11 protein-coding genes are annotated in these 12776 nt (G+C 73.7%); 4 read left to right on the plus strand and 7 right to left on the minus strand.

Features of this window, described 5'->3' with window-relative positions:
- Window position 1: 1 nt before the first annotated feature.
- On the minus strand, window positions 2-1207 hold the full coding sequence (locus JOE38_RS03445) for an MFS transporter (RefSeq protein WP_204574871.1): 1206 nt from the start codon (window positions 1205-1207) through the stop codon (window positions 2-4).
- A 287-nt stretch (window positions 1208-1494) separates the two neighbouring features.
- Here JOE38_RS03445 and JOE38_RS03450 point away from each other — a divergent pair, with 287 nt between their 5' ends.
- On the plus strand, window positions 1495-2343 hold the full coding sequence (locus tag JOE38_RS03450) for an SDR family oxidoreductase (RefSeq protein ID WP_204574872.1): 849 nt from the start codon (window positions 1495-1497) through the stop codon (window positions 2341-2343).
- A 136-nt stretch (window positions 2344-2479) separates the two neighbouring features.
- Here JOE38_RS03450 and JOE38_RS03455 read toward each other — a convergent pair whose 3' ends face one another.
- From JOE38_RS03455 to JOE38_RS03470, 4 genes are all read right to left on the minus strand, one after another.
- A complete protein-coding gene (locus tag JOE38_RS03455) occupies window positions 2480-2923 on the minus strand; it encodes a DoxX family protein (protein WP_204574873.1) in 444 nt (147 codons plus the stop codon).
- 573 nt (window positions 2924-3496) lie between these two features.
- The gene (locus JOE38_RS03460) at window positions 3497-3967 is read right to left on the minus strand and encodes an NUDIX hydrolase (protein WP_204574874.1); all 471 of its coding nucleotides are present in this window, start codon (window positions 3965-3967) and stop codon (window positions 3497-3499) included.
- Window positions 3964-6051: a S9 family peptidase gene (locus JOE38_RS03465; protein ID WP_204574875.1), complete on the minus strand. Its 2088-nt coding sequence runs from the start codon at window positions 6049-6051 to the stop codon at window positions 3964-3966. Before JOE38_RS03465 ends, JOE38_RS03460 begins: the two co-directional genes overlap by 4 nt.
- Window positions 6052-6090: 39 nt before the next feature.
- Complete coding sequence (locus tag JOE38_RS03470) at window positions 6091-6870, minus strand: SDR family oxidoreductase (protein ID WP_204574876.1); 780 nt, start codon at window positions 6868-6870, stop codon at window positions 6091-6093.
- 176 nt (window positions 6871-7046) lie between these two features.
- Between JOE38_RS03470 and JOE38_RS03475 the strand changes: the two genes are divergently transcribed.
- From JOE38_RS03475 to JOE38_RS03485, 3 genes are read left to right on the plus strand one after another with little or no spacing between them, the layout of a single operon-like run.
- Window positions 7047-7367, plus strand: coding sequence for a hypothetical protein (locus JOE38_RS03475; RefSeq protein WP_194682510.1), 321 nt, complete (start codon window positions 7047-7049; stop codon window positions 7365-7367).
- A complete protein-coding gene (locus JOE38_RS03480) occupies window positions 7364-8152 on the plus strand; it encodes a glycerophosphodiester phosphodiesterase family protein (RefSeq protein WP_204574877.1) in 789 nt (262 codons plus the stop codon). Before JOE38_RS03475 ends, JOE38_RS03480 begins: the two co-directional genes overlap by 4 nt.
- A 60-nt stretch (window positions 8153-8212) precedes the next feature.
- Window positions 8213-8578, plus strand: coding sequence for an RNA polymerase-binding protein RbpA (locus JOE38_RS03485; RefSeq protein WP_012038371.1), 366 nt, complete (start codon window positions 8213-8215; stop codon window positions 8576-8578).
- A gap of 85 nt (window positions 8579-8663) precedes the next feature.
- Here the strand turns inward: JOE38_RS03485 and lnt are convergent, their stop codons facing one another.
- The gene (gene lnt / locus JOE38_RS03490) at window positions 8664-10250 is read right to left on the minus strand and encodes an apolipoprotein N-acyltransferase (protein WP_204574878.1); all 1587 of its coding nucleotides are present in this window, start codon (window positions 10248-10250) and stop codon (window positions 8664-8666) included.
- Complete coding sequence (locus JOE38_RS03495; RefSeq protein ID WP_204574879.1) at window positions 10247-12718, minus strand: DEAD/DEAH box helicase; 2472 nt, start codon at window positions 12716-12718, stop codon at window positions 10247-10249. The genes lnt and JOE38_RS03495 overlap by 4 nt, the downstream gene beginning before the upstream one ends.
- Between the last annotated feature and the right edge of the window lie 58 nt (window positions 12719-12776).

The following is a 12776-nucleotide window of genomic DNA, read 5'->3' on the forward strand; positions in this document are numbered from 1 at the left end:
GTCACTCGCGCGCGGACAGGATCGCCCACGTGCCGGCGACGGACATGAGCAGCATGCCCATCCCCACCACGCCCGGCCAGCCGAGCATCGTCCAGGCGATCCCGCCGACGTACCCGATCACGCTCGAGCCGGTGTAGTAGGCGAGGTTGTAGAGCGAGGCGGACTGCGCCCGGTCGTGCGCGGTGCGGACCCCCGACCAGCCCGAGGCGATGGAGTGCGCGCCGAAGAAGCCGGCGGTCATGACGACGAGGCCGAGGATGACGACCGGGAGCAGGTCGCTGAGCGTCAGCGCGACACCCGCGGCCATGACGAGCGTCGAGGACAGGAGCACGCGACGCCGCCCGTACCGCGGCACGCTCCCGCCGGCCACGCGCGCGGAGACGGTGCCGGACAGGTAGGCGACGAAGAGCAGGCTCGCCAGGCCGGGAGCGATGCCGAACGGCGCGGCCTCCAGCCGGAAGGCGAGGTAGTTGTAGACGGCCACGAAGGCCCCCGCGAGGAGCGCCCCCTGCGCGAGGAGGACCAGCAGCCGCGGGTCGCGCAGGAGGCGACCGGTGGAGCGGAGCACGGTCGTCACCGAGACGGACCTCGAGGTGAATCCGTGAGGACGCGGCGTCGCCGCGAAGAAGACCGCCGTGGCGGCCGCGCCCAGGATCGCCACGGCGAACGTCCCTGCCCGCCACCCGGCGACCTCGGCGACCGGACCCGCGACAAGCCGCCCGACGAGCCCCCCGAGCGTGGTGCCGGAGACGTAGGTGCCCGCGGCGACGGCCACCCGGCTCCGTCGGATCTCCTCGCCGAGGTACGTCACGGCGATGGCCGGGATGCCGCCGAGCGCGAGGCCCTCGAGGACCCGGACGACCAGCAGCGCACCGAAGGTGGGGGACCAGGGCATGGCCAGCCCGAGGACGGTCGCCGCGGTCAGCGAGATGCGCATCGAGGCCACCCGGCCGATGCGGTCGGAGACCAGCGACCAGGGGAGCGTGCCGATCGCGAGGCCCATCGTCGCGCCGGAGACGGACAGGCTGGCCTGCGCGGCGTCGACGCGGAGGTCGCTCGCCAGCAGCGGCAGGACGCCCTGCGGGCAGTACAGCTGCGCGAACGTCGCCATGCCGGCGCCGAGGAGGGCGACGAGGATCCGTCCGTACTCCCGGGAGCCGCGATCGTGTCCCGACCAGGGCGGGTCGTCGTCACGCGCGGTGGTCATGGATGCGGCTCGCTCCTCGGATCGGATTCGCGGCCGACCCTACGAGCAGGGTCCCGGATGGGCAAATGCCCGGTCACGGGGTCGAGAGGAGCGTCGTGTCGGGATAGAGTCCAAGGTCGCGTCGGCGGACGGGACGTCGATCGTGACGCCGACCGTTCCGCAGGAGCAGGTCCTCGATCGCGACGGCATCGAGGCGTGGCGCTCGTGCGGGGTTAGTGTCGGACGATCGTGCGGCGCACCGGATCCCACCGCATCCGCGCCACCCGCCGCGCGGAGGGGAGACCACCATGACCACGCAGACCGGCGCGATCGGCGTCACCGGCGTCACCGGCGCCATCGGGGGAGCGGCGGCCCGACGCCTCGCCGAGGCGGGCGTCCCGCAGCGGCTCCTCGCGCGGTCGCCCGACCGAGCGCCCCTGCTGCCCGGCGCCACCGTGCACGCGGTGGCCTACGGGGATCAGGTCGCGTCGACGGCGGCGCTCACGGGCGTGTCGACGCTGCTCATGGTCTCGGCCGCGGAGGACGAGCATCGGCTCGCGCAGCACATCGCCTTCGTCGACGCGGCGGCCGAGGCGGGCGTCCGTCACGTGGTCTACACGTCCTTCGCGGGCGCTTCTCCCGACGCGACCTTCACGCTCGCGCGCGACCATCACGCGACCGAGGAGCGGATCCGCGCGTCCGGCATGGCGTGGACGTTCCTGCGCGACGCGTTCTACATCGACTTCGTGAGCCAGCTCGTCGGCGAGGACGGCGTGATCCGCGGTCCCGCCGGCGAAGGACGGGTGGCCGCGGTCACGCGCGCCGACGTCGCCGAGGTGGCGGCGACGATCCTGCGGGATCCGGGGACCCATGCGGGCGCCACCTACGAGCTGACCGGACCGGAGGCGCTGACGATGGCGGAGATCGCCGCCGCGGTCGCCACCGCCGAGGGCCGCGCGGTCACGTACCGGGACGAGACCCTCGAGGAGGCACGAGCGTCCCGAGCGGTCTGGGGCGCACCCGAGTGGCAGCTCGACGCGTGGATCAGCACCTACACGGCCATGGCCGCCGGCGAGATGGGGCACGTGAGCGGCGACGTCGAGCGGATCCTCGGTCGACGACCCACGAGCCTCGCGGAGTTCCTGGCGGGGGAGTGACGTGGCGATCGCGGGGCCACGCGCCTGCCACCAGCCGCCAGGCGGCGACCACCGCCGTCATCCAGCGGCCCGCGACGGCTCGGGTCCCGTCGTGGGCTGACGCGGAGCCCGCGGACGGCGGACCGGGCGCCCGTGCTCAGACGGCCCGCTCGCGTCGGCTGACGAGCCCGTCGACGCTGAAGCGGCCGGATCCCACCAGCGCGACGACGATCAGACCGGCCATGAGCGCGAGCACGAGCTCGTAGCCGCCGGCGTCGACGAAGACGCCCTTGCCGGCGTGCACGATGACGAGCGCCCCCAGCAGGTTGAGGACGTTCAGCGCCGCGAACACGGGCGTCAGGAGGCCGAGGATCAGCGCCGCCCCGCCGACGGTCTCGACCGTGGCGGCGAAGAGCGCCGCGACGGCGGGGACCGGCACCCCCATCTGCGTGAAGGACGCGGCGGTGCCGTCGAGCGTGTAGTCGAGGAACTTCTGCAGCCCGTGCGCGATCAGGATGAAGCCGATCGCGGCGCGGGAGACGAGCAGGGCGGCGTCCTGGAGGACGGGGGTCCGGCGGGCAGGGTGGAGCAGCGTGCGCATGCGGGTTCTCTCCTCGGTCGGTTGTGTGCGGTGGATGAGCGGGTGGACGCGCCGGATCGGCTCCGGCGCCCGACGTCCCGATGTCGGCCTCGTGCGGATGGAGCGCCGACAGCCGGACGATCCCGCCCGGAGGGGTGGATCCCGGCCCCGGATCGGACCTGCCGGTCTCGTCGGCACGACGTCCCGGCGCACCCGAGCGGGCGCGCAGGTCCGCACCGGTCACGCTCGCGAGCCGGACGCGCCGTGCGCGAGCCGTGGCGGCATGACGTGCGCGACCGGTCGGTTCCGTCGCGCGACATCGATCTGCCGACGACCCGGCGCATTCATTGAACGTTCAATCAACGTAGGCGCCGGCGTCCGCGGGTGTCAAATCGCTCCGCGCGACCACGGGAGGAGCGTCGTCATGCGCGACGACGAGCGAGCTCGGGGACGGGGACGCCCTCCGGGTGGCGCGACTCCGGGGACGCGCGGGCCGCACGATCGACCGAGATGCGCGGGAGAGACACCCTACATGACATAATGTGTATTATCGGCTCATCACGAGCGGGCCGGACGGGCCGGGATCGAGCCGCCTCAGGACTGCCAGGACAGCGCCTCGCGGGCGACCTCCACCAGCTCGGCCGGCTCGATGGGATCCTCCGTCGCGGCGAGCTCGTCGAGCGTGAACCAGCGGTGCGCGTGGATGTCGTCGAACTCGTCCGGCATCCAGTTGTCCGACACGGGCGCGAACGCGTCGGCGCGCACCAGGTAGAAGGTCGAGTGCCCGGTGTCGAGGTCGCCGTCGATGCGCCGGCGCGCGTAGTCGTGCTCCCAGACGGGCTCGCCGACGGAGTCGACCCGGAGGCCGGTCTCCTCGAAGAGCTCCCGGCGGGCCGCCTGGGCGGGCGACTCCCCCGGGTCGATGCCGCCGCCGGGCGTGAGCCAGCGCGGCGGCAGGTCGACGTCCACCGAGTAGTTCGTGAGGAACAGCAGCAGCCGCTCGCGCTCGTCGACCAGCAGGATCCGCGCGGTGTCACGGACGTGCCGCACGACCTCGTCGGTCATCGCGCGCCGCCGGCGACCGGCAGGTGCCGGTCCCACCAGTCGAGGATCGCCGCGAAGCGCTGCACGCGGTGGCGCGGTCGCCCGGACCGGCTGAGCTCGTGGTCCTCGCCCGGGAAGACGAGCATCTCGGTCTCGACGCCCGCGCGCACGAGCGCCAGGTGGTACCGCTCGGCCTGGGACAGCGGGCAGCGCAGGTCGTCCTCCGAGTGGACGACGAAGGTCGGCGTCCGCACCTGGTGCGCGAACGCCTGCGGGCTCTGCGCGCGTCGCGTCTCCTCGTCGTGACCCGTGTACTCCTCGCCGAAGAACGTGCCGATGTCGGAGGTTCCCGTGAAGAGCTCCGGGTCGAGGAAGCCGCGCTCGACGATCGCGCCCTGGAAGCGGTGCTCGTGCGCGATGGTCCAGGCTGTGAGGTATCCGCCGTAGGAGCCGCCCATGATGCCGGCGCGGGATCCGTCGATGGACTCGTGCACGGCGATCGCGCCGTCGAGGAAGTCGAGCACGTCGTGCATGTCGACCGTGCCCATGCGCTCCTTGATCACCCGGCCGTGCGCTTGGCCGTAGCCGGCGGCGCCGCGCGGGTTGCACAGGAGCACGGCGTAGCCGGCGTCGGCGTAGACCTGCGCCTCGTCGAAGAGGTGCACGCCGTAGGCGGCGTAGGGCCCGCCGTGGATCACGAGGAGGACCGGGTGCGGCCCCTCGCCCTCCGGCAGCACGACCCAGCCGTGCACCGGGTAGCCGTCGCGACCCTCCACCACCAGCTCGTGCAGCGGTCGGATCCCCGTCTCGCGCAGCGGCGAGGAGAAGTCGGTGAGCGGGACGAGGGCGGATCCGGCGTCGGGCGCACGGTCGGTGCGCACGAGCGCGAGGTCGCCGTGCGTGCGCGGGTCGGTCAGGGCGACGACGACGGCCCCTCCCCCGACGCCGACCCCGGTGACCTCCACCTGGTCGTCGACGAGCGCCTCGACGGCGCCGTCCGCGGTGACGCGCAGCAGCTGCACGGTCCCGCGCGATCCGTTGAGCACGAGCACGGCGTCGCGGTCCTCGACCGTGATGCCGCTGCCGCCGAGGTCGACGGTCTCCGCGTCCGTGAGGACGCGGGGCGCGGCGTCGTCGGCGTCGAGCACGTAGAGCGCGGTGTTGCGGGCGACGAAGTCGACGCCCGACTCCCCCAGGTCCTGCGCGAGCAGGTAGATCCGACCGCCGTCGACGGAGGCGACCTCGGCGACGCCGAGCCCGGCCTCGTGCGACAAGACCGTGCGGACCTCGGGCACGCCGGCAGCCGCGTCGGCGGCCGCGGGCACGGCCACGGCGTACGCGCCGGAGAGCAGGTCGTCGTCGCGGCCGTCATGGCGCGAGGCGACGAACAGGACCTCGGATCCGTCGGCCGAGAACCGCGGCGCGTCGTGGTCCACGGGCTCGTCGGTGAGGCGGACGACCGGCGGGACGCCCGCGCGCTCGGCGGCCGACGGCGTGGAGCCGGCTCCGTCGCCGCGGACGGCGGGATCCGCAGCGCCCGGGTAGCCGGACGGGACGGCGGCCACGAACGGCTCCGCGTCCAGCTCGGGCAGCTCGACGAGGAAGAGCTGCGTGTGCCGGTCCGTGGACCAGCCCAGGCCGTTCGCCAGGTACCTGGTGGTGGTGATGCGGCGAGCGGGCTCCGCCGCGGGCGACACGCCCTCGACGCTCCCGTACCGCCCGGGCTCGGCCACACGCGCGGCGTAGACGATGCGCGAGCCGTCGGGCGACCAGTCGAACGCGCCGACGCCGAGCAGCTCGTCGGTCAGGGCGACCGGCTCGCCGCCCGTGGCGCGCACCACGTGCAGCTGCGGCGGCCCCTTCGGCTCGGCGCGGAGGAACGCGATGACGCGGCCGTCCGGCGAGAGCCGCGGCGCCGTGTCGCGGAAGCCGCGCGTGATGCGCCGCGGAGGCGCGGATCCGTCCGTCGTCACCTCCCACAGCTGCCCGGTGTACGCGTCGGCGTGCACCCGCGGGCGCGTCACGGAGACGACGGCCAGACGGCCGTCGGGCGAGACGGCGGGGCGGGAGACGGAGGTGAGGAGGTCGAGATCCGTGGTCTTCATCGGATCGAGCCTAGCCCCGGGTCGTCCCCCGGCCCCGGGTCACTCGGGGCGGAAGCTGCTCGTGTCGCCGACGAGGCGCAGGTGGTCGGCGGGGATCGGGTCGACGACCGCGCGCGCGACCTCGGCCGCGAACTGCGAGACGTTGTAGAGGCCACCGGAGGCTTCCTTGCGCTCCTGGATGGCCCCGGGGTTCATGCGGCTGAGGAGGGTGGCCGTGATGGTGCCCTCGATCATGTCGCCGGAGACGACGACGAAGCCGATGCCGCGGGAGTCGAGCTCGGGGATGAGCTCGCGCAGGGCGTCCTCCCCCGCGCGCTTGCTGCGGGCGACGGCCTCGTACTCGGGCATCGTCTCGGTGGTGCGGATGAAGTGGGCCTGGTGGCTCGTGACGAAGACGACCCGGCCGCCCTCGGACAGGAGCGGCAGCGCGCTCCGCAGGACGTTCAGCTGCGCGTCGCGGTTGAGGGTCATGGCGTAGTCCTCGGCCATGCCGCTCTCCATGCCGCCGGACGCGTTCAGGACGAGCACGTCGAGGCCGCCGAGCTCGGCGCGGACGGTCTCCATGAGGCGGTCGACGGACTCGGGATCCGTGAGGTCCGCCCCGACCGCGATGGCCTTCGTGCCGCCCTCGACCAGCTTCGCGACGAGCTTCTCGGCGCGCGCGGCCTTGTTGCGGTAGTTCACGACGACGTCGGCGCCCGCCTCGGCCAGGTACGCGACCGTGTCGGCGCCGATGCCGCGGGACGAGCCCGTGACGAGCGCGCGTCGGCCGCGGAGCTCGTCGGGGGCGAAGGGGCGGATCTCGTCGACGGTGCTCACAGCGGTACTCCTCCAGGGGTGCGCGCCGATGCGCGCGACGGGTCGTCCGGCGAGGGACGGGGCGGGACGGGCCGCGCGGGCGGGACACACGCGGACGGCCAGGAGAGCCTATCGCCCGCCGTCCGGGCGGTGGGCTAGGTTCGGGTCATCCGGTCCACGGAGCGAGGGAGTAGCGGGTGACGGTCCTGCTCGACGATCACGCGTGGATCGCCTGGCTCGCCCTCATCGTCACGGGGGTCGTCGTGGAGATGCGGCGGCTCGACCTGATGGGTCTCTGCGGCGGCGTCGCGGCTCTCGCGGCCCTGCTCTCCGGCCTCGTGGGCGCGCGCTGGTGGCTGCAGGCGGTCGTCGCGCTCGTGGCCGCGGCCGCTCTGCTCGGATCCGCGCGACCGGCGCTGCTCCGCGCCCTCCCCGTCGAGGGCCGTCGCGAGCGCGACGACCTCGGACCGGGCGACCCAGCTGCCGTGGACGACGACGACGAAGATCGGCCCGCATGACGCGCAGCGCCTGGTTCGACGGCGCCGTGCCTCGCGTCCTCGCGCACCGCGGGTGGACCGGATCCGGTGCCGTGGAGAACACCCTCGACGCCTTCCGCGCGGCGTGGGAGCTCGGCGTGACCCACCTCGAGACGGACGTGCACGTCACGGCCGACGGAGCGTGCATCCTCTGGCACGACGCCGACCTCCGACGCCTCACGGGCCGCCCCGGTCGCGTCCGCGACGCGACGCTCTCGGAGCTGCGCGCCATCGACCTCGGGTCCGGCGCGCGCGTCGCCACGCTCGGCGAGCTCCTGGCGGCCCTGCCCGACGCGCGGCTGAACGTCGACGTGAAGGGCCGGGACGCGCCAGCCGCCGCCGCTCGGGCGATCCGCGACGCCGACGCCGTCGACCGCGTGCTCCTCACGTCGTTCTCGGGCTCCCGGCGACGACGCGCGCTGGCCCTGCTCCCCGGCGCTGCGACGTCCGCCGACGCGGGTCGCCTCGTCCTCGCGGTCCTCGGCGCGCGGCTCGCGCTCGCGCCGGTCGTGCGCCTCGCCCTCCGCGGCGTCGACGCCGTGCAGATGCCCTGTCGGGTGATCGGGATCCGCACCGTGTCGCCCGTGATGGCCGGCCGGCTCGCCCGCGCCGTCCGCGAGGTGCACGTCTGGACGGTGGACGACCCCGACGAGATGATCCGCCTGGTCAGGGCGGGAGTCCACGGCATCGTGACCGACCGCCCCGATCTCGCGCTCGCCGCCCTGGGCGGCAGGGACTGGGATTCGCCTGGGAACCGGGCGTCCTGAGAAAGGATCCTCACAGCCGCACGGTTTACAACGGGGAGTGCATCGCGAGAGGAGACCACCATGGCAGATCGCAGCTTGCGCGGGATGCGGCTCGGTTCCACGAGCCTGCAGAGCGAGGAGGGCGTCAGCTTCTCCCCCCGGCAGAGGAAGACGTACCGCACGACCGACGGCACCACGTTCGAGGTCGTGTTCTCGGCCGACGCCGAGGTCCCCGAGGTCTGGGAGTCGCCGAAGAGCGGCCTGGAGGGTCGGCTCCTCGACGCCGAGGGGGCGCCCGTCGCCCACGACGAGGTCGAGGCGAAGGTCCCCCGGAGCCACTGGGACATGCTGCTCGAGCGCCGGACGCGCGCCGAGCTGGAGGAGCTCCTCGAGGAGCGCCTCGCCACCCTCCGCGCGCGGCGCGGTCAGCACCGCATCGGCGCCTGACCCGACCCCTCCGCTCGCGAACCGATCACAGGAGCGCCCCTCGGCATCGCCGAGGGGCGCTCCTCTGCGTGGTGGCGGCAGCCGGTCAGCGCGCGGCGCGGCGGCCACGGCGGCCGAGCGCGAGCCCGGAGACCGCGAGCGCACCCAGGCCGAGCCCCGAGACGAGCCACTCGATGTCGCGCCCGACGAGGATCGCCGGGGTGACGACGTCGGCGGTCGGCACGTCGACCACCATCGACCCGGCGGTGAACCAGGGCAGACGGTCGATGTCGCGGCCGTCCGGACCGACGATCGCGCTGGTGCCGACGGTCGAGATGTTGACGACGCTGCGGCCCGTCTCCAGCGCGCGCATCCGGGCGATCGCCAGCTGCTGCACGCTCTCGTCGGTGCGGCCGAAGTCGGCGTTGTTCGACTGGGCGAGGATGAGGCGAGCGCCCTCGTGCACCATGTCCGTCGTCAGCTGGTCGTCGACGATGTCGAAGCAGATGGCTATTCCCGCGGTCACGCCCGCGACGTCCATCACCTGATCCGTCGTGCCCGGCGTGTACTCGCGCTGGATGAGGCCGATGAGGTCGGGTGCGAACGGCTCCCAGAACGCGCGATCCGGCACGTACTCGCCGAAGGGCACGGGGTGCTTCTTGTCGTAGAAGTCGGTCGCCCCTCCCCCGGTCCACACGAGCGACTCGTTGTAGTAGCGGCCATCGCGCTCGGTGACGGTCCCCACGACGAGCGGGGCGCCGAGGCGCGCGACCACGCGATCGAGGGCGGCCGCCGAGCCGGGGTCCCGGAGCGGATCCGCGTCGGCGGCGTTCTCCGGCCACACGACCATGTCGACGCCGGCGTCCGAGGGGATCTCCGCCGTCGCGGCGAGGTGCGCGCGCAGGATGTCGCCGTAGCGCGCGCCGTCGAAGTACCCGGCCTTGGCGTTCCCCTGCACCGCGGCGACGCGGGTGGTCCCCGTGGTCGTCACCGGGAACGCGGGCACGACGAGCACCAGGGCCACCGCGATCCCCGCGACGAGCGCCCGGGACGAGCGCCGCACGCGCTCCTCGGCCGCGAGCTCCAGCAGCAGCGCGACGAGGAGGACGAGCACGAAGGAGAGGCCGGAGAGGCCGAGCCAGGTCACGAGGTGCGCGAAGGGGCTCTCGGACTGGGACAGGGACACCCGTCCCCACGCGAAGCCGCCGTAGGGCCAGACCGCGGAGATCGCCTCGCGCGCGGTCCAGAGGCCCGCGACCGCGACCGGCAGCAGGACCACGCGGCCGGCGACCGTGGGGAACGCGCGCGGGATCCAGCGCGTCGCCGTCGCGATCGCGACCGCCCCGACGGCGACGAAGAGCGACTCCAGAGCCGACAGCGCGATCCACGGCACCGGGCCCAGATACAGCGACGCCCACTCGATGTGCGTGAGGTAGAAGGCCAGCCCTGCGACGAGCCCGAGGAGGAACGCGGGACCGGGACGCCTGCCGCGCAGCGCGAGGAGCACGAGCGCGATCCCGGGGAAGACGAGCGGCCACAGCCCGCGGTCGGGGAACGCGGCGTCCATGACGGGTCCGGACGCCGCGGCGGCGAGGAGCGCGCCCCCTAGCGGCAGCGGCGGACGGATCGTCTCCGCGGGGGCGGAGACGGTCGCGGAGCGCTCCCGTCGGGGAGCGCGGACGAGCGCGGTCACACCGACGAGTACGCGACGATGCCGCGCCGGATGCTGTCGAGCGCCGTGCGGGCGTTCCGCGATACGGGGCCGTCGGCCACGATCGAGAGCTGGTCGAGCAGGTCGATCGTCTGCTTCGTCCAGCGCACGAAGTCTCCGGCGGCGAGGTCGGCCTCGTCGAGCACGGCGTCCAGGCTGCCGCCGCGCGCCCAGCGGTGCATCGGCGCGCACAGGCCGGTGGACAGCGGGTCGGTCGTCGGCAGGCGGCGCTCGCGCTCGACGTCGTCGAGCCGTGACCAGATGTCCTCCGTGCGCTCGAGCGCCGCGCGGAACGGGCCGCGCGGGAGGTTGCGGTCGTTGCGGTCGCCCTCGTCGCGACGCGGCTGGTACACGAGCGAGGCGGCCATGGCGGCGAGGGCGGCGGGGTCCAGGTCCACCCAGACCTGCGTGCGCAGGCACTCGGCGACGAGGAGGTCGCGGTCGCCGTAGATGCGCTTGAGCATGCGGCCGTTGGGCGTGGGCGCGACCTGGCCGTCGGCGGCGCGCTTCAGGTAGCCGAGGGAGAGCAGCAGCTCGGTGACGCGGTCGAAGACCTTGGCCACGGCGTTGGTGCGGGTGCGGATCTGCTGCCCGAGCGCGTCCGTCTGCCGCTTGAGACGCCACCAGCGCTCCGCCCAGCGCGCGTGCGACTCGCGGTCCTTGCACGCGTGGCACGGATGCGCCTTCATCCGGCGACGGAGGTCCGTCAGCTGGCGCTGGCGCTTGTCCCGCTCGCCGTGCTGGCCCGGCTGCTGCATGTCGGCGCGGGCGGCGGTGGCGCGCTCGAGGTCGCTGAGCTCGCGGCGGAGGCCGGAGTACTCGCGGAAGTCGCCGAGGTGGCAGACCATCGCCTTCTCGTAGCCGGCCAGCGACTCCTCCTGCGTGCGCACCTTCCGGGCGAGGTCCACCACGGCGCGGTCGGCCTGGAACTGCGCGAACGACGACTCCAGCACCTCGCGCGTGCGCTCCCGGCCGAACTGGTCGATGAGGTTGACGGCCATGTTGTAGGTGGGCCGGAAGCTGGAGTTGAGCGGGTAGGTGCGGCGGGAGGCGAGCGAGGCGACGGCCTGCGGATCCAGCCCGTCCTTCCACTGGATGACCGCGTGGCCCTCGACGTCGATGCCACGGCGGCCGGCGCGGCCGGTCAGCTGCGTGTACTCCCCCGGTGTCAGCGGCACGCGCGCCTCGCCGTTGAACTTCTCCAGCTGCTCGAGCACGACCGTGCGCGCGGGCATGTTGATCCCCAGCGCGAGCGTCTCCGTCGCGAAGACGGCCTTCACGAGCTTCCGCTGGAACAGCTCCTCGACGACCTCCTTGAAGGCCGGCAGCATGCCCGCGTGGTGCGCCGCGACGCCGCGCTCGAGGCCCTCGAGCCACTCCCAGTAGCCGAGGACGGCGAGGTCCTCGTCGCGGAGGGTGCGGCAGCGCTCCTCCACGACGGCGCGGATCTCGTCGCGCTCGTGGGCGTGGGTGAGGCGGACGCCCGCGCGGAGCACCTGCTTGACGGCGGCGTCGCAGCCCGCGCGGCTGAAGATGAAGAAGATGGCGGGGAGCAGGTTCCGCTCCTCGAGGAGGGCGACGACCTCGGGGCGGTCCATGCGGCCGCGGTCCCACGGTCCGGGTGCCTTCCGGCCGGATCCGCCGCCCGCCCCCGCGCGGCCCCGCGAGTGTCCCTGGCCTCCGCGCACGCGCACGGCCTCGCGTCCGCCGCCGTGCGTCATGCGGACGAGCTCGGGGTTCACGCGGTGCGTCGCGGCGAGGCCCGACGAGTCGAAGAGGTCCACCATGCGGTGCCGCACGATGACGTGCTGCTCGAGGGGCACGGGCCGCTCCTCGGAGACGATGACGTCCGTCTCCCCGCGCACCGCCTGCAGCCAGTCGCCGAACTCCTCGGCGTTCGAGACGGTGGCGCTCAGCGAGATCATGCGCACGGTCTGCGGGAGGTGGATGATGACCTCCTCCCACACGGCGCCGCGGAAGCGGTCGGCCAGGTAGTGCACCTCGTCCATGATCACGAACGCGAGGTCGCGGAGCAGGTCGGAGTCGGCGTAGAGCATGTTGCGCAGCACCTCGGTCGTCATCACGACGATGCGCGCACGGCTGTTGACGTTGGTGTCGCCCGTGAGCAGGCCCACCTCGTCGGGGCCGTACTCGGCCACGAGCTCGGCGTACTTCTGGTTGCTCAGCGCCTTCATCGGCGCCGTGTAGAAGATCTTCGCGCTCGGGCGCTGCATGGCGAGGTACACGGCGAACTCGGCGACGACCGTCTTGCCCGCACCGGTCGGCGCCGCGACGAGCACGCTGCGGCCGTTCTCCAGCGACTCCGCGGCGGCACGCTGGAAGGGGTCGAGGTCGAAGCGGAGGCCGCTCGCGAACGACTCGCGGAGCGGGAGGCTGCGGCGGCTGCGGGAGGCCGCGTAGCGTTCCGCGGGCGAGAGCTGGTCTGTCACGATGCCGCCATCCTAGGCTCCGGATCCGCGCGTCAGCCGGGCGCCGACGCGACGACGC

It is taken from the genome of Clavibacter michiganensis, from assembly GCF_016907085.1.
Classification (GTDB): Bacteria; Actinomycetota; Actinomycetes; order Actinomycetales; family Microbacteriaceae; genus Clavibacter; species Clavibacter michiganensis_O.

Bases quoted from the DNA above. Each gene is read 5' to 3' on its own strand.
- JOE38_RS03450 (WP_204574872.1), top strand. From the start codon at position 1,495: ATGACCACGCAGACCGGCGCGATCGGCGTCACCGGCGTCACCGGCGCC.
- JOE38_RS03465 (WP_204574875.1), bottom strand. From the start codon at position 6,051: ATGAAGACCACGGATCTCGACCTCCTCACCTCCGTCTCCCGCCCCGCC.
- JOE38_RS03460 (WP_204574874.1), bottom strand. From the start codon at position 3,967: ATGACCGACGAGGTCGTGCGGCACGTCCGTGACACCGCGCGGATCCTG.
- JOE38_RS03485 (WP_012038371.1), top strand. From the start codon at position 8,213: ATGGCAGATCGCAGCTTGCGCGGGATGCGGCTCGGTTCCACGAGCCTG.
- JOE38_RS03455 (WP_204574873.1), bottom strand. From the start codon at position 2,923: ATGCGCACGCTGCTCCACCCTGCCCGCCGGACCCCCGTCCTCCAGGAC.
- JOE38_RS03445 (WP_204574871.1), bottom strand. From the start codon at position 1,207: ATGACCACCGCGCGTGACGACGACCCGCCCTGGTCGGGACACGATCGC.
- JOE38_RS03480 (WP_204574877.1), top strand. From the start codon at position 7,364: ATGACGCGCAGCGCCTGGTTCGACGGCGCCGTGCCTCGCGTCCTCGCG.